The sequence below is a fragment of the Streptomyces sp. NPDC031497 genome, from assembly GCF_055580905.1.
Genome location: NZ_JBVIKO010000007.1, coordinates 438106 through 460089, shown reverse-complemented (window position 1 = coordinate 460089; position 21984 = coordinate 438106). Strand labels below are relative to the sequence as shown.

Annotated in this window: 13 protein-coding genes and 1 rRNA gene; 7 read left to right on the top strand and 7 right to left on the bottom strand. The window is 72.7% G+C overall.

Annotated features, from left to right (window positions below; translation table 11 throughout):
- Positions 1-90 (bottom strand): 16S ribosomal RNA (locus tag ACZ5K7_RS18075); the annotation flags it as partial.
- Between the two features lie 677 nt (positions 91-767).
- The gene (locus ACZ5K7_RS18070; RefSeq protein WP_468914493.1) at positions 768-1316 is read right to left on the bottom strand and encodes a MarR family winged helix-turn-helix transcriptional regulator; all 549 of its coding nucleotides are present in this window, start codon (positions 1314-1316) and stop codon (positions 768-770) included.
- A 152-nt stretch (positions 1317-1468) separates the two neighbouring features.
- On the opposite strand from ACZ5K7_RS18070, the gene ACZ5K7_RS18065 reads away from it, so the two are divergent.
- The gene (locus ACZ5K7_RS18065; protein WP_468914522.1) at positions 1469-2728 is read left to right on the top strand and encodes an MFS transporter; all 1260 of its coding nucleotides are present in this window, start codon (positions 1469-1471) and stop codon (positions 2726-2728) included.
- Positions 2729-2804: 76 nt separating this feature from the next.
- On the opposite strand, the gene ACZ5K7_RS18060 is transcribed toward ACZ5K7_RS18065, so the two are convergent.
- Together ACZ5K7_RS18060 and ACZ5K7_RS18055 are read right to left on the bottom strand one after the other, a co-directional pair.
- A complete protein-coding gene (locus ACZ5K7_RS18060) occupies positions 2805-4451 on the bottom strand; it encodes an ATP-binding SpoIIE family protein phosphatase (RefSeq protein ID WP_450971782.1) in 1647 nt (548 codons plus the stop codon).
- Positions 4452-4633: 182 nt separating this feature from the next.
- Positions 4634-6013, bottom strand: coding sequence for an NAD(P)/FAD-dependent oxidoreductase (locus ACZ5K7_RS18055; protein WP_468914490.1), 1380 nt, complete (start codon positions 6011-6013; stop codon positions 4634-4636).
- 394 nt (positions 6014-6407) lie between these two features.
- Here ACZ5K7_RS18055 and ACZ5K7_RS18050 point away from each other — a divergent pair, with 394 nt between their 5' ends.
- Positions 6408-7181 (top strand): TetR/AcrR family transcriptional regulator, encoded by a 774-nt coding sequence (locus ACZ5K7_RS18050; protein ID WP_468914488.1) that lies wholly within the window; start codon positions 6408-6410, stop codon positions 7179-7181.
- Positions 7182-7490: 309 nt separating this feature from the next.
- Entirely contained in the window at positions 7491-9392 is a 1902-nt protein-coding gene (locus ACZ5K7_RS18045; protein ID WP_468914486.1) for a sigma-70 family RNA polymerase sigma factor, read from the top strand.
- Here the strand turns inward: ACZ5K7_RS18045 and ACZ5K7_RS18040 are convergent.
- Positions 9379-12669, bottom strand: coding sequence for an AfsR/SARP family transcriptional regulator (locus ACZ5K7_RS18040; protein WP_468914484.1), 3291 nt, complete (start codon positions 12667-12669; stop codon positions 9379-9381). The two genes, ACZ5K7_RS18045 and ACZ5K7_RS18040, sit on opposite strands and share 14 nt — an antisense overlap.
- Before the next feature lie 249 nt (positions 12670-12918).
- Complete coding sequence (locus ACZ5K7_RS18035) at positions 12919-14997, bottom strand: asparagine synthase-related protein (protein WP_450971786.1); 2079 nt, start codon at positions 14995-14997, stop codon at positions 12919-12921.
- A gap of 749 nt (positions 14998-15746) precedes the next feature.
- On the opposite strand from ACZ5K7_RS18035, the gene ACZ5K7_RS18030 reads away from it, so the two are divergent.
- The 4 genes from ACZ5K7_RS18030 to ACZ5K7_RS18015 all read left to right on the top strand — a co-directional run bounded on the left by ACZ5K7_RS18030 (position 15747) and on the right by ACZ5K7_RS18015 (position 20857).
- On the top strand, positions 15747-17171 hold the full coding sequence (locus tag ACZ5K7_RS18030; protein ID WP_351713581.1) for an MFS transporter: 1425 nt from the start codon (positions 15747-15749) through the stop codon (positions 17169-17171).
- Between the two features lie 202 nt (positions 17172-17373).
- On the top strand, positions 17374-18594 hold the full coding sequence (gene lhgO, locus ACZ5K7_RS18025; RefSeq protein WP_351744388.1) for an L-2-hydroxyglutarate oxidase: 1221 nt from the start codon (positions 17374-17376) through the stop codon (positions 18592-18594).
- A 54-nt stretch (positions 18595-18648) separates the two neighbouring features.
- Positions 18649-19530: a tRNA (guanosine(46)-N7)-methyltransferase TrmB gene (gene trmB / locus ACZ5K7_RS18020; RefSeq protein ID WP_351713577.1), complete on the top strand. Its 882-nt coding sequence runs from the start codon at positions 18649-18651 to the stop codon at positions 19528-19530.
- Between the two features lie 10 nt (positions 19531-19540).
- Positions 19541-20857 (top strand): PrsW family intramembrane metalloprotease, encoded by a 1317-nt coding sequence (locus tag ACZ5K7_RS18015; protein ID WP_351713573.1) that lies wholly within the window; start codon positions 19541-19543, stop codon positions 20855-20857.
- A gap of 14 nt (positions 20858-20871) precedes the next feature.
- Here the strand turns inward: ACZ5K7_RS18015 and ACZ5K7_RS18010 are convergent, their stop codons facing one another.
- Positions 20872-21834 (bottom strand): aldo/keto reductase, encoded by a 963-nt coding sequence (locus tag ACZ5K7_RS18010; RefSeq protein ID WP_468914481.1) that lies wholly within the window; start codon positions 21832-21834, stop codon positions 20872-20874.
- Positions 21835-21984: the final 150 nt, after the last annotated feature.

Genomic DNA, 21984 nt, shown 5'->3' with positions numbered 1-21984 from the left:
AATCCCCACCGAAGTGGTTCATCGTTCGACTTGCATGTGTTAAGCACGCCGCCAGCGTTCGTCCTGAGCCAGGATCAAACTCTCCGTGAATGTTTTCCCGTAATCGGGACGACACCACGAGAGCGGAACCACCGGAGGAATAATCCGATGGTTCACAGCATCCTCGCTGTGTTTTTCTTCAAAGGAACCTCGCCCCAACCGGAAACCGGCCGGAGACGGGGTATCAACATATCTGGCGTTGACTTTTGGCACGCTGTTGAGTTCTCAAGGAACGGTCGCTTCCTTTGTACTCACCCTCTCGGGCTTTCCTCCGGGCTTCCCTTCGGTCTTGCGTTTCCGACTCTATCAGACCGTTTTCCGATCCGATTTCCTCGGTGCTTTCCAGGTTTCCGCTCTCGCGTTTCCCTTTCCGGCGGTTCCGACTCTATCAGATCCTTTCGGCGTCTGATTCCCAGTCAGCGGGTGTTGTCTTCCCGGCTGTTGAGCCGTTCCGACGTCTCGAACCTTAGCGGATTCGCTCCCCGATGCCCAATCGGGCCTAGTGGCTCGACCGGACAGCACAGAGACCCGAAATCGAATTGAATTCGGGTACGCCGAAATCAACCCGGTCGGGAGATCGTACTGATGGTTTGAGTGCCGCTCATGCGGCGGAGGTGCTGTCGCAGAACCGTTACGGCCCCGCGGCAACCCGAAGAACTCTACGGATCGAGCAGGGGGGTGTCAAGTACCCCCTGTCAAGATCTTTTCCCGGCCCCCCGTGACCTGCGTCAGTCCAGGTCGGTGAGACGACCGCCGGCGTCGGGCTGGGCGTGCTCCACGCGGCGCAGCAGCCTGGTGAGGACCTCGCCGAGCACACCTCGCTCCGCCGGGGAGAGGTCCTGGAGCAGCTCCTCCTCGAAGACGGAGGCGAGGCGCATGGCCTCCAGCCACTTCTCCCGGCCCTCGGGGGTCAGCTCGACGATCACCCGGACACGGTTGGACTCGTCCCGCTCCCGGGTGACCAGACCCTCGGCGACCATCCGGTCGATGCGGTGGGTCATCGCGGCCGGGGTGAGACCGAGCCGCTTGGCCAGTTCGCTGGGGCCCATGCGGTAGGGGGCGCCGGAGAGGACGAGGGCCTTGAGGACCTCCCACTCGGCGTTGCTGATCCCGAGGGCCGAGGTCTGGCGGCCGTAGGCGACGTGCATCCGGCGGTTGAGCCGGGACAGCGCAGAGACGACCTTCTCGACCTGGGGGTCGAGGTCCTGGAACTCGCGCTGGTAGGCGGCGATCTGTTCGTCGAGTGTCGGCTCGCCGGCGCCGGGGGTGTCGGCCATGCCCGAAGTATGGCACGAGCAAGCTTGGCGTTGAAGTCCTTCGGCATGTAGTCTTTAGCTTCGAACTTTAGCTTCTAAGTCTTCAGGCTTCAGCAGTCCGGGGACTTGATGACCTGAGAGAGGTGAACGTGACCAGGGCGATGGGCGCAGCGATGCGCCGGATCCACGTGGGCAACGCACTCAGCGCGTTCGGGCTCGGCTTCACCGTCCCCTACCTGTACGTCTATGTGGCGCAGGTGCGGGGGCTAGGTGCCATGACGGCGGGGTTCGTGCTCGCCGTCTTCGCCGTGGCCGCGCTGATCGTGCTGCCGTTCGCCGGCAGGGCGATCGTGCGGCGCGGCCCGCTGCCGGTCCTTCTCACCGCCTTGGTCATGGCCGCGATAGGGGCGTTGAGCCTGGGTCTGGCGGGCCATGCGGCGACCGTGCTGGCCGCGGCCGCGCTGCTCGGAGCCGGGCAGGCCGTGATGCAGCCGGCGCTGGCGACGATGATCGTGGACTCCTCGACGGCGGAGACCCGGTCCCGGGCGTTCGCGACCCAGTTCTTCCTGCAGAACCTGGGGCTGGGTGTCGGCGGCCTCATCGGCGGCCACCTGGTCGACACGACCCGGGTCTCCTCCTTCACGCTGCTGTTCGCGATCGAGGCGGCGATGTTCCTGCTGCTGGTCGTGGTGATGTCGACGGTGCGGATACCGCATGCCCCGCGGATAGCGGGCGCTCCGGCCTCGGGCGCCAAGGGCGGCTGGCAGCGGCTGCTCGGGAACCGGGCGATGGTGCAGCTGTGCGTGCTGGGCTTCGTGCTGTTCTTCGCGTGCTACGGACAGTTCGAGTCCGGGCTGAGCGCATACGGCGTCGAGGCGGCGGGGATATCGACATCCGCGCTGGGGACCGCGCTGGCGGCGAACACGCTGATGATCGTGGTCGCTCAGTTCGCCGTGCTCAAGTTCGTGGAGCGTCGGCGGCGGTCCCGGGTGATTGCCGGGGTCGGGCTGATCTGGGCCGTGGCGTGGGTCGCGGCGGGGTACGCGGGGCTGGGGCACGGCAGCCAGGAGATGGCGACGGCCGCGTTCGTGTCGACGTACGCACTGTTCGGGCTGGGTGAGGCGATGCTGTCGCCGACGGTCGCTCCGCTGGTCGCCGACCTGGCGCCGACGGGGCTGGCCGGGCAGTACAACTCGGCGTTCGCGCTGGTCAAGCAGCTGGCGCTGGCCGTGGGGCCGGCGGTGGGGGGACCGATGGGAGCCTCACTGCACGCTCCGTACGTCGTGACGTTCCTGCTGTTCTCGCTTGGGATCAGTGTGCTGGCGGTACGGCTCGGCAAGCGCCTGACCCTGGCCCAGGACCAGCCGTGGCTCGCCTCGAAGAGCGTGGTCGTGGCACGGGGTGGAGCTGCGGCGGAGTCCGTGTCCGCGTAAGGGGGCTGGGGCGCGGGTCGCTTACCGGCGCTGGCAGGGTGCCCCCACCGGCCCGCAGTCAAATCTCGGCCTGCCCCTACCCCTTCGGCAGTACGAACTCGCACCACACCGCCTTCCCACCCCCCGGTGTCCTTCTCGACCCCCACCCCGAAGCGATCGTCGCCACGATCGCGATGCCCCGGCCCGACTCGTCGCCCGGTTCCGCGCGGCGGCGGCGCGGCAGGTGGTCGTCGCCGTCCGTCACCTCGATGATCAGGCGGCGGTCGGTGCGGCGGAGTCGCAGCCGCATGGGCGGGGTGCCGTGCTGGAGTGAGTTGGCGACCAGCTCGCTCGTGGCGAGGACGCCCAGGTCGTGGAGTTCGACGGGGAAGCGCCAGCTGGTCAGCACGCCGGAGGCGAACGCACGCGCGCGTGGTGCCGCTTCGACGCCGCCGAGGAGTTCCAGCGCCGCGTTGCGGAACAGCTCGCCGTCGGGACCCGTGCGGGCCGGGTGCTGGAGGACCAGGACGGCGACGTCGTCGTCGTGGTCGGCCGTGACGCCGGCCGAGCGGACCAGGCGGTCGCAGATGACCTGCGGGGTGCCGGTGGCTCCCGCCAGCGCGCGTTCGAGCGCGGCGATGCCCTCGTCCAGGTCCTCGTTACGGCGCTCGACCAGGCCGTCCGTGTAGAGGACGGCCGTGGAGCCGGGGCCCAGCGGTACCGAGCCCGACGTGTGGATCCAGCCGCCCGTGCCGAGCGGCGGGCCGGTCGGCTCGTCGGTGCGGAGCACGCTGCCGTTCTCGTCGCGGACCAGGATCGGCAGGTGGCCGGCCGAGGCGTACACCAGCCGCCCCTCGTTCGGGTCGTGGACGGCATAGGCGCAGGTGGCGATCTGGTTGGCGTCGATCTCGGTGGCGAGGCCGTCGAGGAGCTGGAGGACCTCGTGCGGGGGGAGGTCCAGGCGGGCGTAGGCGCGGACCGCCGTGCGCAGCTGGCCCATGACGGCCGCCGCGCGGACGCCCCGGCCCATCACGTCGCCGATGACGAGGGCGGTGCGGCCGCCGCCGAGGGTGATGACGTCGTACCAGTCGCCGCCGACCGCGGCCTCGGTGCCGCCGGGCTGGTAGGTCGCGGCGACGCGCAGGTCGTCCGGCTGTTCGAGTTCCTGCGGGAGGAGGCTGCGCTGGAGGGTCACGGCCGTCTCGCGCTGGCGGCGCTCGCTGGCGCGCAGCCGCTCGGCCGCTTCCGCGTGGTCGGTGACGTCGGTGGCGAAGAGGAGGACGCCGCCGTCGTGGTCGCCGTTCTCGGCGACGGGTGTGCAGGTGAACGTGTAGGTGCGGCCGTCGAGCGCCTTGCGTGACTTCAGGGTGCGGGGCTTGCCGCTGCGCAGAACCTGGTCGAGGAGCGGGAGGAGACCGAGTTCGGCGAGTTCGGGCAGCGCCTCGCGGGCGGGGGCACCCGGGGGTCGTACGCCGAAGGCCGCCGTGTAGGCGTCGTTGACGTACGCGATGTGGTGGTCGGGGCCGTGGACGAGGGCGACCAGGGCCGGGACGCGGTCCAGGACGTCTCGGGCCGGCAGTTCGTCGACGGCGGGCAGACACGGCGAGTCGTCGGTCAGCTGTTCGACGCGGGCAGCGGGCACGGAGCCTTCCCCCCGTCGGTCCGGGGGGACCGCGTGCTCGATCCGCGCTGCGGCGCGGCGCTGCGTTCCGGGGAGCCGGGCGCTCCAGCGCGTGAAGTTCACGAATCCTTGCCTCGTGTCGTCGTCTCCGGCCGGCTAATGGGAGCGGCCGGGGGCCGGGGGAAGTCCCCCGGTGCAGTTCTGGGGAGAAGCCTTGTGCTCGGTCGGGGGGCAGTCTGACAGGGTGGCCGTCGGCGGCGACATCCGTCAGACGCCGGGGCGGGCCGTGGAGTTCCTGAGTTCCGTCAGGACGACCCGTTCGAGTCGTCGGAGGGACTGTGAGGAGGCTTTCCACCGGCCGCGAGTTCGAACTCCGCTCGGGGATGTTCGAGTGATCCGAGCGAGACGATCTCCCGCTTGAAGAGTCCGGAGAGGGTCCATTCGGCGAGCACACGGGCCTTGCGGTTGAAGGTGGGCACCCTGCTCAGGTGGTAGACGCGGTGCATGAACCAGGCAGGGTAGCCCTTCAGCTTGCGCCCGTAGACCTGGGCGACGCCCTTGTGCAGTCCCAGGGAGGCGACCGAGCCGACGTAGGCGTGGGCGTAGGTGTCGAGGGGTTCGCCGCGCAGTGCGTGGACGATGTTGTCGCCGAGGACCCCGGCCTGGCGGACCGCGTGCTGCGCGTTGGGGGCGGTCTCGGTGCCGGGTTCGGCGGCGGTGACGTCGGGAACGGCGGCGGCGTCGCCCGCGGCCCACGCGTGGTCGACGCCGTCGATCGTCAGCTCGGCGGTACATTTCAGGCACCCGCGCGGGGTGAGCGGAAGATCGGTGGCCGCGAGCACGGGGTGCGGTTTGACGCCGGCCGTCCACACGAGCGTCCGGGACGGGAAGCGCTGGCCGTCGCTGAGGACGGCGACACGGTCGGCGCAGGATTCCAGGCGGGTGTTCAGCAGCACCTGGATGTTGCGGCGGCGCAGCTCGGTGACGGTGTAGCGACCCATGTCGGGGCCGACCTCCGGCAGGATCCGGTCGGTGGCCTCGACGAGGATCCACTTCATGTCCTCGGGCTGGACGTTGTGGTAGTACCGCGTGGCGTAGCGGGCCATGTCCTCCAGTTCGCCGAGGGCTTCCACGCCCGCGTAGCCGCCGCCGACGAAGACGAAGGTGAGGGCCGCGTCGCGGATCGCGGGGTCGCGGGTGGAGGAGGCGATGTCCATCTGCTCGATGACGTGGTTGCGCAGGCCGATGGCCTCCTCGACGGTCTTGAAGCCGATGCCGTGCTCGGCGAGACCGGGGATGGGCAGCGTGCGCGCGATCGAGCCGGGCGCGAGGACGAGTTCGTCGTACTCGAGGAAGGTGGCGCCTTTCCGCTCCTCGGCGGTGGCGAGGGTGGTGACTTCGGCGGTGCGCTTGGCGTGCTCGATGGACGTCACCTCGCCGATGACGACATGGCACCGGTCCAGAACGCTCCGCAGGGGTACGACGACATGACGAGGGGAAATCGAACCCGCGGCCGCTTCGGGAAGGAACGGCTGGTACGTCATGTAGGGGTCGGGGGTGACGACAGTGATGTCGACCTCGTCCCGCCTGAGCTCCGCCTTCAGCTTCCGCTGGAGCCGCAGGGCCGTGTACATCCCGACGTAGCCGCCGCCGACAACGAGAATGCGCGCACGTTCCTTCACCATCCCATGACGCACCCGTGACTGTTGTTTGTCCACAGCCCCGGCAATTTGTGTGACCGGCGGGCCGCTGTGCGGGGTGCCGGGCGTGCGGACGGAGCCGGACGAAAGGGGCCAGGTCAGCGGGGGCGGACGAGGGGGCGTGAAGACAACGAATCGGGATGTAAGCGACCCGTACTCCGATCGGGGGGCGCTCCGTGCGGAACGTCCCCCTTCTGAATTGACAGCCTCTCAACTATGTTCGTGTGTCGACGGGGTGTAGGGGATGTGGCCGAACGGTCCGCGACGGGCGGGTTCACCCGGCCGACGGTCCGTGGATCGGCGACAGTTCCACTCGCTCCGGCTTTCACAGTGCGGGGAGAGTCTCCGGGGGGAGACGTCATTAACCGGGGGAACACAGATGCATATTCAGGACACGCATTGGTCATCGGCTTCCGCCCTCACGACGGGCGGCGCAACGGTGAGCGCGGCGACGGGCAACGGACGCGGCGACGGGCCGCGTACGACGCCGCTGCGGGTGGACGCACAGCGCAATCTGGAGCACGTGCTGCGTGCGGCGCGCGAGGTCTTCGGCGAGCTGGGTTACGGCGCGCCGATGGAGGACGTGGCGCGGCGGGCGCGGGTCGGGGTCGGCACGGTGTACCGGCGCTTCCCCAGCAAGGACGTGCTGGTCCGGCGGATAGCCGAGGAGGAGACCTCCCGGCTGACCGACCAGGCGCGGGCCGCACTCGGGCAGGAGGACGAGCCGTGGTCGGCGCTGTCGCGTTTCCTGCGGACGTCGGTGGCGTCGGGCGCGGGGCGGTTGCTGCCGCCGCAGGTGCTGCGCGTCGGGGTGCCGGAGGAGGTCGGCGGTTCCGTCGCCGGGGCCGAGGAGGCCCGGGTGCCGCAGCAGCGGACGCAGTCGGGCGCCGGCGAGTTGCGGCTGGTGCCGGAGGAACGGGAGCCGACGGTCGGCGCCGACGACGACGCGGGAGCGGCCGCGCTGCTCGAAGTCGTCGGGCGGCTGGTGGAACGGGCGCGGGCGGCGGGTGAGTTGCGCGCGGATGTCTCGGTGTCCGACGTGCTCCTGGTGATCGCCACGGCGGCGCCCTCGCTGCCGGATCCGGCACAGCAGGCGGCGGCTTCGTCGCGGCTGCTGGACATCCTGCTGGAGGGACTGCGGTCCCGGCCCTGACGGCGCGGTGACGGTGTCCTGTGCTTGGCGGCGCGGGGGCATGTGCCGTCCATGGTCGTAGGCGGTGCGGGGGGGTGTGGCTGAGCGCGCCCACGCGGCGGAGCCGCACATCGGCAGGCCCCGCACCGCTTGCAGGGGCGCGGCTCCTGTCTGTTGAGGCCTTCCCTTCCGGGTGATCGTCAGTGCACCGCCCTGACAAGTGCGCTCGGACGAGTGGTACGTCCGTCGCTCCGGGGGCTGAACAAAAGCCAATGTGGCAGTCTGACCCGGTGATTCGGTCGGGTTGGGCAGCATCGGGGGCATTCCGCGATGAGCGTTGACGGGTGGGACGAGTCCGCCGGTGAGGAACTGACCTCGCCGAAGGTGCCCAGTCAGGGCGGGCGGGCCGGTGTACCGCCCGTCGGCGAACCGCCGGAGGGGAACGTTCCGGCACAGCGGAGCGGCAGTGTGCTGCCATCGCCCCGGGACCAGCCGCCCGCCGACACCCAGTTGATCGAACGGATGCGGGGCGGCGACGACTCGGCCTACGAGGAGCTGTACCGGCGGCACGCGGACGCGGTACGGCGGTACGCGCGGACCTGCTGCCGGGACGGGCACACCGCCGACGACCTGACCGCCGAGGTCTTCGCCCGGATGCTGCAGGCGGTGCGCGGCGGGTCCGGGCCCGAGTACGCCGTGCGCGCCTATCTGCTCACCTCCGTACGGCGGGTCGCCGCGCAGTGGACCAAGTCCGCCCGGCGCGAGCAACTGGTCGACGACTTCGCGCTGTTCGCGGCGCAGTCCGCGCGCGGCTCCGAGGCCGCCGACGACACCGCATCCGTCGGCTCCTTCGGAGCGGGGCTGGGCCCCGGCGCCGATGTGCGGGCGATGCACGAGGCCGAGCAGTCGATGGCCATGCAGGCCTTCCGTTCGCTGCCCGAGCGCTGGCAGGCGGTGCTGTGGCACACCGAGGTCGAGGACGAGTCGCCGAGCGAGGTGGCCATCCTGTTCGGGCTGGACGCCAACGGCACCCGCGTCCTGGCCAGCCGGGCCCGTGAGGGGCTGAAGCAGGCCTACCTCCAGGCCCATGTGAGCGCCTCCCTCACCGACGACGAGGAGTGCGCCCGCTACGCCGACCAGCTCGGCGGCTACGCCCGCCGCAAGCTGCGCATCCGCGCGGAGCGGGGGCTGCGCAAGCATCTGGAGGAGTGCGCCAAGTGCCGGCTGGCCGCCGCCCAGATCGAGGAGGTCGCCGCCGGTATCCCGGCCGTCGTACCGGTCGCGGTCATCGGCTGGTTCGGGGCCGCCGGGTACGCCAAGGCGCTCGGGATCATCGCGGGCGGTGCCGGAGCGGGGGCCGCGGGCGCGGCCGCCGCGGCGGGCGGTTCGTCCGGCGGGGCGGGCGGCGGTGCCGGTGGTACCGCGGCCTCAGAGGGGCTGGGGGCGCCGGTGAAGGCCGGTATCGCGGCCGGGGTGGTCGCGGTGGCGGCTACCGCCGCCGTGGCCCTCGCCCTGATGAACAACAGCCACCCGACCAAGGAGGTGGCCCGCCCCACCCCCTCCGCGCCGGTCGTCCAGCCCGGGACACCGACCCCGGCCCCCGCGCCGCCGAAGCGGGCGCCGCAACCCGAGCCGGTGGTCCTCGCCCCGGAGCCGGCCCCGACGCCCACCCCGAGCCCGACCCCGACTCCGGAACCCACCCCGAGCCCCAGGCCGACCCCCACCGCCACTCCGACGCCCACCCCGACCCCGAAGCCGGCCCCCACTCCCACCCCGACGCCCACGCCGCCGCCCGCCCCGGTCGTCTACCAGTGGAACGAGCTGCGCTTCGACGTCACCGGCGACGGCACCCAGCCCGAGATGCGGCTCGGCGAAAGCAGCTGGGTGTGGCAGCGGTACGGGGTGACGGTCGCCGGAGAGCGATATGCGAACGGCGTCACCGTGCACGGCCGGTCCTCCGTCACCATCGACCTCAACCGCGAGTGCACCGCCTACGACGCGATGGCCGGCGTCGACGACATGACGCTCGGCCTCGGCAAGGTCGCCTTCTCCGTCTACGCGGACGGGGAGCGCCTGTGGCGGTCCGGGACGGTCGAGGGCGGGCAGGCCGCCGTGCCCGTCCATGTGGACCTCACCGGGCACCGGACCGTGCGTCTGGTGGTCGAACCGGGGACCGGCCTCGACTCGGTGGCACTCGCCGACTGGGCCGAGTCGAGGTTCACCTGCCGGTAGCGGTGCCCGTGGGTGTCCCGCTCAGTTCGCGCAGGACGTCCTCCTCGGTGAGGGAAGCGCCGCGCGAGCGCTCGGCCGCGTAGCGCTCCGGGGTCAGCGCCGCGCGCGCGGCCGCGTCGATCTCCACGGCACGGGTGCCCTCCGGCTCGGGGCGGACGCTGCCGGCCCGCCAGTGGTCGGCGGCGGCGAACAGCCGTACCGCGCCCGCCAGATCGCCGAGCCGGGCCAGCAGGTCGGCGCCGACGTCCGCCAGCGCCGCCGTGATCGTCTCGGCGCACCGGGCCTCCATCGCCGCGCGCAGTCCCCCGGCCAGGATCGGCAGCCCTTGCCGTGGGCCGTGCTCCATCGCCGTGATCAGGGCATCGACTGCGTGGAACCCCGCCATGAACTGCGGTGGCGGGGTGCCGCCCCGCGTCGCCGCGCGGGCGGCCTCGCAGAACGCGCGCGCCTGGGCCAGATCTCCCTCGTGCTGCGCCATGTGCGCCCGCAGCAGCGCCACGAACGCCTGCGACTCCGCGACCCCGTACCGGTCGGAGGCCTCGCTCGCCCGGTCCAGGGTGGCCCGGGCGGTCGCCCGGTCGCCGGAGCGGTAGGCGATCTCGGCGAGCCGCGCGATCAGGAACGGCGTCTCGGCGTACGCGCCGACCTCGCGGGCCAGCCGCAGCGCCTCCTCGTACTCGGTCTCGGCCTCCGTGAACAGGCCGCGCGCCATGGCCGCCTCGCCGGCCGCGCTGCACACCTGGGCCCGCATCCAGCGGTCCCCGACCCGCCGGCTGAGGATCCGCAGCTCCGCCAGGTCCTCGTCGACGCCCCGCAGGTTGCCGGGCGAGTCGACCATGACATGGGCGCGGTACATCAGGGTGACGCCGATCTCCCAGTCGCCGCCGTACACCCGGCAGTTGGCGACGACGGCGGCCATGTCGGGGCCGACGTCCGCCGAGCTGCCCAGGAACCAGGCGGTCAGCGGCCAGATGATGCCCGGCAGCCGGGCGGCCCGGGGACCGCCCGCCTCGAAGGCGCCCCGGACCAGCGCGATGTACTTCGGGGCCCGCTCGTCCGCCACCAGGCCGGCCGAGGCGGACTCGGAGGCCAGGAGCAGGTCGAACAGCCGCAGGTCCATGCGCAGTTCGTGCAGCGGGTGCCCGGTGTCGGCGTCCGGAGCGGCCAGCAGCGCGCCCACCGGGTCCGCCGCGTCGGCCAGCGCGCGCAGTTCCTTCGGGCCGGCGCCGTCCGGCAGGGCGTCCCTGGCGACACCCAGGCGCAGCACCGCACCCATCCAGGCCATGGCCTCCAGGCGGTAGTTCCGCAGCCACCAGAACCAGCTGACGGCGAGGACGATCCCGCCCGCCAGCGCCTCGTCGCCCGCGTACACCGCGCGGTCCAGGGCGGCGCGGATGTTGTCGAGGTCGGTCTCCAGGCGGCGGATCCACGGAAGCTGCTCCCCGGACCGCAGCTTCGGCGCCGCCTCCTCCACCAGCGCCCGCACCCAGGCGCCGTGCCGGCGCTCGGCCGCCGCGCGCAGCCCCGGGACCTCGGCGGCACGCTCGACGGCGTACTCGTGGATGGTCTCCAGCATGCGGTAGCGCATCCCGCCGGTGCCGTCCGGGCCGTCCGGGGTCGCGACCACCAGGGACTTGTCGACGAGCGCGCCGACGAGGTCGGCGACCGGGCCGGTGCACACGGCCTCCGCCGCCGCGAGGTCCCAGCCGCCGGCGAAGACGGACACCTCGCGCAGGACCGTGCGCTCCCCCTCGTCGAGCAGATCCCAGGACCAGTCGACGACCGCGCGCAGGGTCTGCTGGCGGGGCAGGAGCGTACGGCTGCCGGAGGTGAGCAGGCGGAAGCGGTCGTCGAGCCGGTCGGCGATCTGCCGGGGCGTCAGCAGCCGCAGCCGGGCCGCCGCGAGCTCGATGGCGAGCGGCAGTCCGTCCAGACGGCGGCAGATCTCGTCGACCGCCGTCCGGTCGTCCGGCGCGCCACCGGCGTCGGGGCGGACGGTGGCGGCGCGCTCCTCGAAGAGCCGGTGTGCCTGCTCGGGGGCGAGGGGCTCGACCGGGCGCACCGACTCACCGGGGACGCCGAGGGGTTCACGGCTGGTGGCGAGAATCGTGAGCCCCGGGCAGCGGGTGAGCAGGGTCTCGGCGAGGGCGGCCGCCGCTTCGATGACATGTTCGCAGTTGTCAAGGATCAGGAGTTGGCTGCGCCGCGCGCAGTACTCGACGAGCAGGGCCGTGGGGTCGGCCTGCGGGGTCGCCAGCTCGTTGGTCATGAGCACGGTCTCGCGCAGACCGAGCGCGCTGACCACCGCGCCTGGCACCGCCTCCGGCCGGTCGAGCGGGGCGAGCTCGACGAGCCATGCCTGCGGGAGCGCGGCGGCGGCCTCCTCGGCGAGACGGGTCTTTCCGGAGCCGCCCGGTCCGGTGAGGGTGACGAGGCGGGCCCTGTGCAATTCGGAACGAACCGCGTCGAGTTCGGGTTCCCGGCCCACGAAAGAGGTAAGCCGTGGACGCAGGTTGCCGGTGCGGGGCGGGAGGGCGCCCGGCGGGGTCGGCTCCTGTCTCAGCAACGACGCGTGCAGGGCCTGGAGTTCCGGGCCGGGGTCGGTGCCGAGGCCGTCGGCGAGGGTGCGGCGGGCGGTCTCGTACGCGGCGAGGGCGTCCGCCGGGCGGCCGGTGTCGCGCAGGGCGCGGATGAGGAGGGCGTGCAGCGGTTCGTCGTACGGGTGCGCCGTGGTCAGCGCGGTCAGTTCCGGTACGGCGTCGGAGGCGCGGCCGAGACGGAGGGCGGCGTCGGCGCGGGCGCGGGTGGCCTCCAGCCGGAGCGCCTCGGGGCGGGCGGCGGCCGGTACGCGGTCGGGGAGGTCGGCGAGGACGGGGCCGCGCCACAGGGCGAGGGCCTCGGTGAGGACGCGGTGCGCGGTCGCCGCGTCGGCGGCGGCGAGGGCGGCCGCCCCTTCGCGCACCCGGCGTTCGAAGACGTACAGGTCGATGTCGTCCTCGGCCGCGGCCAGGCGGTAGCCGCCGGGGGTGGAGGCGACGGTGTCCTTGCCGAGAGCACGGCGGAGCCGGCCGACGAGGGCCTGGAGGGCGGCCGGGGCGTCCTGCGGCGGGTCGTCGTCCGCCGCCCAGACCTCCTGGATGAGGGTTTCCGGGGTGAGGGTGCGGTGGGGGTGGAGAGCGAGGACGGTGAGCAGCGCGCGGAGGCGGGGGCCACCGATGGGTAGGGGGGTGCCCTGGTCGTCAGTCGCCTGGGTCACACCCAGAATTCGGTACCGCACCGGGTCATTGTCGCCGGGTCGTGGGGATCGGGCACGGGGGTTTCGAGGCCGGGGCACTGGAGATACGCGGGGTGCGGGCTGGGGAGGTTGCCCGGGGCGGGGGCTGGGGGCGGGGGGTTTTCGCTCACCGGCGCTTGCAGGGCGCTGGGGGTACCCCCGGCCGAAGGCTGGGGGAGGAACTGCGCGATCGGCCCCCACCGGCCCGCACTCCGCATCCGACCGGCAGGGCAACGGCGGCCTCCCGGAGGGTCACGCCCCCGACGCCAACGCCCCCCTCATCGGCCTGATCCCCGCAGGGACCGCACGGGCGCGTGCCGGCGTTCCCGTCCAGCACGTGCCCCGGCGGGACAGCAGGCGGCGGAGCCACAGTTCCAGGGAGACCAGGTCGGCCAGGCCGTCCAGCGGCAGGGGTTCGCCCGCCGCCGCCCCGCGGAGCGCCTTGCGGACCACCCGGGCCTCCACCAGGCCCGCCTGCGCCAGCAGCGGCGTCGAGAAGAGGGCGATCAGGTCGTCGGCCGCGACGCGCAGCCCCGTGCGGGTGGCGGCCGCCGAAGAGGCGTGGGAGGGGGCGCCCCAGCCCGGCGGGAGATCGGCGACGCCGGCGCCCTCCAGGACCGTGCGGAGGATGGCGGCGCGGGCTCCCGGCCGGACCCGCAGCGCTTCGGGGAGGTCGCGGCAGGCGCGGACCACCTGGTTGTCGAGGAAGGGGGCGTGCAGGCGCTGGGAGCGGATCTCGGCGGCCTGTTCCAGGATGCGGATGTCGGCCGCGTGGCGGGCGAGGACGGCACGCGCGCGGTAGTCGCCTGGGCGCTGCCCGGGGCCGACGCCGGAGCGGTTCGCCGCACCCTGTAGCAGAACCGATACTTCAGCCAGCGCCTCACCCGTCAGCCAGCGCGCCGCCGGGCCGGGTCTCGCCCAGGTGAGTGCCGCGAGGGACGCGCCCACCGCGCCTCCCGGGTCGTCGAAGCGGCGCCGCAGCAGGCGCTCGGCCAGGGACTCGACACCCGCGCGGTACGGCGTACGCGCCAGGCGGCGCGCCGCGCTGTACACGCGCGCGGAGACCATCACCGAGCCGTCGGCCTTGGCGAGCGCGGCGACCGGGCGGACGAGGTGCCGGCGCTTGCGGTCCATCAGCAGGTCGGCGAGGCGCGCGGGGTGCGCGTCCAGGACCTGGCGGGCGCCGTAGCCGGTGAAGTGGTCGGCGCTGCCGGCGGCGAGGCGGGCGCGGTGTCTGGCCGCGTGCACGAGGGACGGCCCCGGTTCGTCGGTCAGGGGGCCCTCCAGGTCGGCGTACGGGAGCATGTCCTCGCCGCCGGTCACCACCACGTGGTGCAGCCGCGGGTTGGCCGCCAGGGTGCCCGCGCGTTGGAGTTCCGCCTCGCGGCCGCCGACGGCGAGGTCGTTGAAGGTGACCGCGAGGAGGCGCTCGCCGGCGCCCGTGCCGTGGCCCAGGACCGTGCCGGGCATGCCGGGCAGACCGGCGGCCAGCAGGGCGAGAGTGCCGGAGGCCGGGCCGCCGGACAGGTCGGCGCCGATGCCCGGCACCGGCATCCCGCGCGCCGCGCGCCGCTCGGCGGGGCCCATGCCGGGCACCGGGCCGGGGTCGATGTCCGGGACGTGCCGGGGGGCCGACAACCGCGCGCGTACGGCTTCTACGAGCGCGTCCCGTACGGCGTCCACCGCACGGTCGGGGTCGGCGGAGGGAGCCGCGACCGCGAGCGAGGCGACCTGCTCGTACCCGGCGACCTCGCGCGCCCCGGTGCGCAGGATCAGCGCATGCCCCGGCGGAATGCGCCGTACGCCCTCGTACGGGGTCGAGTCGTGCACCGCGGCCGGTACGTCGGGGGCGGCCAGGAGCGCGGCGAGGTGTCCGTAGTCGAGGTTGGCCTCGATCAGGTCGGCGAGCGGCAGCGCGGCCGTGGCGTAGGCCGTACCGCCTGCCCAGGGGGTGTGGAAGACCGGGCGGGCGCCCGCGAGGTCACCGCAGACGGTGATCCGGCGGCCGACCTGCACGACGGCGGTGTAGCTGCCGGGCCAGGCGGTCACATGCCGGAGTGCGCCCCCGCGCGCCGTGAAGAGGCCGAGGCGCAGTTCCTCGTCGGTGGCGCCGCAGGTCCCGAGGACGGCGATGCGGTTCTGGGCGTCCGCCGTGATGACGCGCACCTCGTCGGGGCGCCAGTCGCCGACCGCCCAGAGCGGATCCGGGTCGCCCCACAGCAGCTGGGAGCCGACGGGGTGGACGGTCTCGCCGTCGTATCCCAGGGCGCCGGCGGAGCCGAGCGTGGCGGCACCGGAGGCGGTGCTGCTCCATCCCACCAACCACCGCATCGACGCCTCCACAGGCTGTGGACAACCATGCACGGTACGAACTGGATGCCCATGCTGCCATGAAGGAAGCGCTCCGGAGGGGCGGTGGGGCCGCCTTTGATCCTCGGAAGATTTCACGGAGTTGCCGCAGGACGGGCCCACGCGCGCGTGCTGTGGACGAGTCGCGGCAGAACCGCGGAAGAAGCGAACCGCCGTACGGCGCAAGGCGACTGCGACGCGAATGCGCCCCCCGAACGCTCCCCCCGAACGCCCTTCGCGCCCTCAATTCCCATGGTAGGAGCGTTGATCGCCCGCAAAAGACGGGGGCGATTTTCGGCCAATTCGGCGAGGTCGCCGCGGCGGTGCGCACGCTCCGTACATGCTTTGCGCACCGCACGCGCGCGTACTCGAACGCGCACAGTCCGGGAGGCGGGCATCGCCTCCCGGACCGGTCCGCCACCCGCGGGGATTGAGGTGGCGGTGTCCCCCAGCCCACTGGATCCAGTACAGCGGGCCGACCCACGCACCGACCATGGAACCGCTCCCCCGATGGCCGGAGAAGAGCGCACGGACAGGCGCACGGCCACACGGCGGGGGCACGACGCGACAGCCCGTGCACGGTGCGTATATGGGCCGCACTCGCGTACGGACCACAATCCCGCCATCCGGAACAATGCCCCTTAACGCTTGGGATGCGGCGAACTACGCTGGGTTTACGAATGCCGCGTGGTTATGCCACCGCGGCAGCCGTCTGTGTCGAGGGGTGGCGCATGTCCAGGGAGCAACGCGGGCCGAACGAAAAACTCGGCACCGTTCTCGCCCTCGCGGGAATCAGCAACGCAGGACTCGCGCGTCGCGTCAACGATCTTGGCGCTCAACGCGGGTTGACTCTTCGCTACGACAAGACGTCGGTGGCGCGCTGGGTGTCGAAGGGCATGGTGCCGCAGGGCGCCGCGCCGCATCTCATCGCGGCCGCGATCGGCCAGAAGCTCGGCCGCCCGGTGCCGCTCCACGAGATCGGCCTGGCGGACGCGGATCCCGCGCCCGAAGTGGGCCTCGCCTTTCCCAGGGACGTAGGACAGGCGGTGCGCTCGGCCACCGAGCTGTACCGGCTCGACCTCGCCGGCCGCCGGGCCGGCTCCGGCGGCATCTGGCAGTCGCTGGCCGGATCGTTCGCAGTAAGCGCGTACGCAACGCCCGCCTCGCGCTGGCTGATAACCCCCGCCGACAGTTCGGTCGCGCGCGAGGCGAACACCGCCGAGGCCTCCGGCGCACCGCTCAAAGTCGGCCACAGCGATGTGCAGAAGCTGCGGGAGGCCGCCGAGGACGCCAGGCGCTGGGACTCCAAGTACGGGGGCGGCGACTGGCGTTCCTCGATGGTGCCGGAGTGTTTACGAGTGGAGGCGGCACCGCTGCTGCTCGGCGCGTACTCCGACGAAGTCGGGCGGGCGCTGTTCGGGGCGAGCGCCGAACTGACCCGGCTCGCCGGGTGGATGGCCTTCGACACGGGACAGCAGGAGGCCGCGCAGCGGTACTACATCCAGGCGCTGCGGCTCGCCCGCGCGGCGGCGGACGTGCCGCTCGGCGGGTATGTCCTGGCATCCATGTCGTTGCAGGCGACGTACCGCGGGTTCGGCGACGAGGGCGTCGACCTCGCGCAGGCGGCCGTCGAACGCAACCGGGGGCTGGCCACCGCGCGGACCATGAGCTTCTTCCGGCTGGTCGAGGCACGGGCGCACGCGCGTGCGGGTGACGCGCAGGCGGCGGGGGCCGCGCTGAAGGCCGCGGAGGGGTGGCTGGAGCGGGCGCGGGAGGGGGACAACGATCCCTCCTGGCTCGGTTTCTACGGGTACGACCGGTTCGCCGCCGATGCCGCCGAGTGCTACCGCGACCTGAAGGCGCCGCGGCAGGTGCGGCGGTTCACGGAGCAGGCGCTCTCGAAGCCGACCGAGGAGTTCGTGCGGTCGCACGGGCTGCGGCTGGTCGTCTCCGCTGTCGCCGAACTGGAGTCCGGAAACCTCGACGCGGCGTGCGAGCAGGGGGTGCGGGCCGTGGAGGTGGCCGGGCGGATCTCGTCGGCGCGGACGACCGAGTACGTGAAGGATCTGCTGCACCGGCTGGAGCCGTACGGGGACGAGCCGAGGGTGGTGGAGCTGCGGGAGCGGGCGCGTCCGCTGCTGATGGCTCCGGCGTGAGGGGCGCCTGGCCGCCTGCCGGGCTGATGTCGTGTGGCGCCGTGCGGGTGCGTGGGGTTGCTCGCGCAGTTCCCCGCGCCCCTGACGGGGCGCGTGTCCGTAGCCGTATGTCGAAGGCGGCCCCGCGGCCCTGAAAGGCAAGCCGCGCTCCCCCGCGTTTGAAGTGGCTGTCAGTGGCGCAGTGCACTATCGAGCGTGGGAGGTGGTGCAGGTGTCTGCCGGGGTTGCTCATGACTGTGATGTGCTCGTCGTCGGGGGCGGGATCGTCGGGCTGTCCACGGCGTACGCGATCAGCCGGGCCGCGCCCGGTACCCGGGTCACCGTGCTGGAGAAGGAAGCCGGGGCCGCGCGGCATCAGACCGGGCGGAACAGCGGGGTCATCCACAGCGGGATCTACTACCGGCCCGGGTCGCTCAAGGCGCGGTACGCCGTCAAGGGTGCCGCCGAGATGGTCAAGTTCTGCGCGGAGTACGGCGTCGCGCACGCCGTCACCGGCAAGCTGATCGTCGCCACCGAGCGGGCCGAGCTGCCCCGGCTGCACGCGCTCGTGCAGCGCGGCCGGGAGAACGGGATACCGGTGCGGGAGCTGGGGGCCGCCCAGATCGCGGAGTACGAGCCCGAGGTGCGGGGGCTGGCCGCCATACACGTCGGGACGACCGGTGTGTGCGACTTCGCGGGAGTCGCCCGGCAGCTCGGCGAGGCGTCGGGGGCGGAGATCCGCTACGGGGCCCGGGTCGAGCGCATCGACCGGCGGCCGGAGCGGGGCGTGGCCGTGCTCACCGCGCGCGGAGACGTCGTACGCGGGCGCGTGCTGGTGAACTGCGCCGGGCTGTACTGCGACGAGATCGCCCGGCTGGCCGGGGACGAGCCGGGGATGCGGATCGTGCCGTTCCGCGGGGAGTACTACGAGCTGGCGCGGCGGGAGCTGGTGCGGGGGCTGGTGTACCCGGTGCCGGATCCGGCGTTCCCGTTCCTCGGGGTGCATCTGACCCGGGGTATCGACGGAGGCGTGCACATCGGGCCCAACGCGGTGCCGGCGCTGGCCCGGGAGGGGTACGGGTGGGGGGTCGTACGGCCCCGGGAGATCGCGGGGACGCTGGCCTGGCCGGGGGCGTGGGCGCTGGCGCGACGGCACTGGCGGTACGGGGGCGGGGAGCTGCGGCGGTCGGTGTCGAAGCGGGCGTTCACGGCGGCCGTACGGCGGCTGCTGCCGGCCGTGACGGAGGCGGATCTGGTGCCGGCGGCGGCCGGGGTGCGGGCGCAGGCCGTGCTGCGGGACGGCTCGCTGGTCGACGACTTCCTGATCAAGGAGGGCGCCCGGACCGTGCACGTGCTGAACGCGCCCTCACCGGCGGCGACGGCCTCGCTGCCGATCGGGCGGGAGGTGGCACGCCGGGCACTGGAGATGCTGGGCTCGGTGTGACCCGGGCCCGACCCGGCCACCCCGTCCCGCACGGGCCGTAAAATCGACTGCACTGTGTCTGACTCGCTCAATGCCCAAGAGACCCCCAGGCCCGCCGAGACCGTCCCCGGCGCGGGCTCCCCGCACGCTCCCGGTGTGTCCGTGCGGCGCACCCGGGCCAAGGGGGAGCCGCGGTTCCCGGACGGGCCCAGCGCCGATCCGGCCGGATCGCACTTCGAGCGGCGGATCCGCAGCTTCCAGCCACGGCGGAGCCGGGTCACCGCCGGGCAGGCCGACGCCCTGCAGCGGCTGTGGCCCAAGTGGGGGCTGGACATCGACGGGCAGCACGTCATCGATCTCGGTGAGCTGTTCGGGAACGGCAACCCCGTCGTCCTGGAGATCGGGTTCGGGATGGGTGAGGCGACCGCGCAGATGGCCGCCGGGGACCCGGGCACCAACATCCTCGCGGTCGACGTGCACACGCCGGGGCAGGGGAACCTGCTCAACCTCGCCGACCAGAACGGGCTGTCCCACATCCGGGTCGGCAACGGGGACGCGATCATCCTGCTCCGGGAGATGCTCACGCCCGACTCGCTGGACGGGCTGCGGGTGTACTTCCCGGACCCCTGGCCCAAGAAGCGGCACCACAAGCGGCGGCTGATCCAGCCCGAGTTCCTCGACCTCGCCGCGACCCGGCTCAGGCCGGGGGCGATCGTGCACTGCGCGACGGACTGGGAGCCGTATGCCGAGCAGATGCTCGAAGTACTCGACGCGCACCCGGCGTTCGAGAACACCCAGACCGGGGGCGGTTTCGCGGCGCGTCCCGTCCACCGGCCGCTGACCCGTTTCGAGGGGCAGGGGCTGGACAAGGGACATGTGGTGAACGATCTGCTCTTCCGCCGCGTACAGCATCCGGTGCAGCAGGGCGATCAGCACCGACTGGAGTCACCTCGTTAGGGTCGATGCCGTGGCCACCTTCCCGCCGCCGTACCCGCCGTATCCCCCGGACCCCACCGGCGACGGGCTGCGGCATCCCCGCTGGTGGCAGCGGCGCTGGGTGCGGTACGGGGCGCTGAGCACCCTGCTCGCCCTCTCCGGCCTGGTCATCCTCGCCATGGTGCGGGAGCAGACGGGCACGGAGGGCTTTCTCGTCGGGCTCGGGCTCGCCGTGCTGCCCGTGCCCCTGCTCATAGCCGCGTTCCGCTGGCTCGACCGGGTCCAGCCCGGGCCCTGGCGGAACCTGCTGTTCGCGTTCGCCTGGGGGGCGTGTGCGGCCGCGCTGATAGCGATCGTCGCCAACAGCTTCGCGACGCGGTGGATAGCGACGGCGACGGCGGACCCGAGCAGCGCGGACACGCTCGGGGCGACCGTGATAGCGCCGATCGTCGAGGAGTCCGCCAAGGCCGCGGCCGTGCTCCTGGTCTTCCTGTTCCGCAGAAGGGACTTCACCGGGATCGTCGACGGGGTGGTGATAGCCGGGGTCACCGCCACCGGCTTCGCGTTCACCGAGAACATCCTCTACCTCGGGACGGCCTTCGGGACCGACCAGCTGACCGGCGGCACCGGCATCGCCTCCGTCACCGCCGCGACGTTCTTCGTGCGCATCGTCATGTCCCCCTTCGCGCACCCCCTGTTCACCGTCCTCACCGGCATCGGGTTCGGCATCGCCGCGTTCTCCGGGGAACGGCAGCGGGTGCGGCGCGTGCTCGTACCGCTCGCCGGACTGCTGCTCGCGATGAGCATGCACGCGTTCTGGAACGGCTCGTCGACCTTCGGACAGTACGGGTTCTTCGCCGTGTACGGCACGTTCATGGTGCCGGTGTTCGGGCTGCTGACCTGGCTGGCGATCTGGACGCGGCAGCGGGAGCTGCGGACCGTGCGGGAGGAGTTGCCGGCGTATGTGTACGCCGGGTGGCTGGGGGCGGCCGAGCCGTTCGTCCTGGGGTCGATGCGGGCGCGGCAGATGGCCAGGGAGTACGCCGCGTACCACTTCGGCAAGCCGGCCGGGCGGGCGGTCGCCGAGTACGAGGCGTACGCGACGACGCTCGCCCTGCTGCGCCGCCGGGGGCAGCGAGGGCGGGCGGGCGCCGACTTCGTGGTGCGGGAACGGCACCTGCTGACGGAGCTGCGCAACCGGCGCGAACTGGTCCGCCCCGCCCTCGACTACGCGGCCCGCACCGCCGCCCCGCACGGCTGGCCGGGCTATGCGCCACCGGCCTACGGGGCGCCGGGGTGGTACGGGCCGGCGGTGCCGTATCCGTCCTACAACCCGTACCGGGGTTAGCGGGAAAGCAAGCGTCAGGCGGAAGCGGCCGTGAGCCGGGTCAGTTCCTGCTCCGTCAGCTCCAGGTCCGCCACGCCCAGCAGGGCCGGGAGCTGGTCCAGGGTGCGGGCCGAGGCGATGGGGGCCGTGATGGTGGGCTGGGCCGCCAGCCAGGCCAGGGCGACCGTGGGGACCGGGGCGGAGTGGGCCTCGGCGATCTCGTCCAGGGCGGTCAGCACCTTCTGGCCCCGCTCGGTCTCCAGGTACTGGGCCGCGCGGCCCGCGCGGGGGCTGTCGACCGTCGTGCCGGGGCGGTACTTGCCGGTGAGGAATCCGGCGGCCAGGGCGAAGTACGGGACCGCCGCGAGGCCGGTGCGCGAGGCCAGCTCCTGGAGGGGGCCCTCATAGGTGTCGCGGGAGACCAGGTTGTAGTGGGGCTGGAGGGCGACGTACCGGGCGAGGCCCTCACGGTCGGAGAGGTCCAGGGACTCCTGGAGCCGCTCGGCGGTGATGTTGGACGCGGCGATGTGCCGGACCTTGCCCGCCCGCACCAGTTCGTCCAGGGCGCCGATGATCTCCTCGACCGGGATCTCGGGCTTGTCGAAGTGGGTGTAGTACAGGTCGATGTAGTCGGTGTCCAGGCGGCGCAGGGACGCGTCGGCGGCGGCCTTGATGTTGGCGCCCGACAGGCCCGGGTAATCGGGGTGCTGGCTGACCTTCGTCGCGATCACGACGTCGTCGCGGTTGCCGCGCGCCTTGACCCACTTGCCGATGACGGTCTCGGACTCGCCGCCCTTGTGGCCCTCGATCCAGGCCGTGTACGAGTCGGCGGTGTCCACGAAGTTGCCGCCGGCGGCCGTGTACGCGTCGAGGACGGCGAAGGAGGCGGCCTCGTCGGCGGTCCAGCCGAAGACGTTGCCGCCCAGGCAGAGCGGAAAGACCTCCAGGTCGGAGGCGCCGAGCTTGCGGAGGGAGCGGGAAGCGGAAGAAGCAGTCATGCCTCAGTTCAACACCGGCTGCCGGTGCGCCCATGCCGACGCAACGCGAAGTTCTCGTAAAAGCGGAATGCACCGGGGTGCCCTGGGTACACCGAACCGGCAGCCCTGACGTCGGGGGGTTGTCGTCAGGGCCGCCGGGGATCAGTGGGG

Coding starts and splice junctions, on each gene's coding strand:
- ACZ5K7_RS18055 (WP_468914490.1), bottom strand. CDS start 6,013: ATGGTGAAGGAACGTGCGCGCATTCTCGTTGTCGGCGGCGGCTACGTC.
- ACZ5K7_RS18070 (WP_468914493.1), bottom strand. CDS start 1,316: ATGGCCGACACCCCCGGCGCCGGCGAGCCGACACTCGACGAACAGATC.
- ACZ5K7_RS18065 (WP_468914522.1), top strand. CDS start 1,469: ATGCGCCGGATCCACGTGGGCAACGCACTCAGCGCGTTCGGGCTCGGC.
- ACZ5K7_RS18050 (WP_468914488.1), top strand. CDS start 6,408: ATGCATATTCAGGACACGCATTGGTCATCGGCTTCCGCCCTCACGACG.
- ACZ5K7_RS18035 (WP_450971786.1), bottom strand. CDS start 14,997: ATGCGGTGGTTGGTGGGATGGAGCAGCACCGCCTCCGGTGCCGCCACG.
- ACZ5K7_RS18045 (WP_468914486.1), top strand. CDS start 7,491: ATGAGCGTTGACGGGTGGGACGAGTCCGCCGGTGAGGAACTGACCTCG.
- ACZ5K7_RS18030 (WP_351713581.1), top strand. CDS start 15,747: ATGTCCAGGGAGCAACGCGGGCCGAACGAAAAACTCGGCACCGTTCTC.
- ACZ5K7_RS18010 (WP_468914481.1), bottom strand. CDS start 21,834: ATGACTGCTTCTTCCGCTTCCCGCTCCCTCCGCAAGCTCGGCGCCTCC.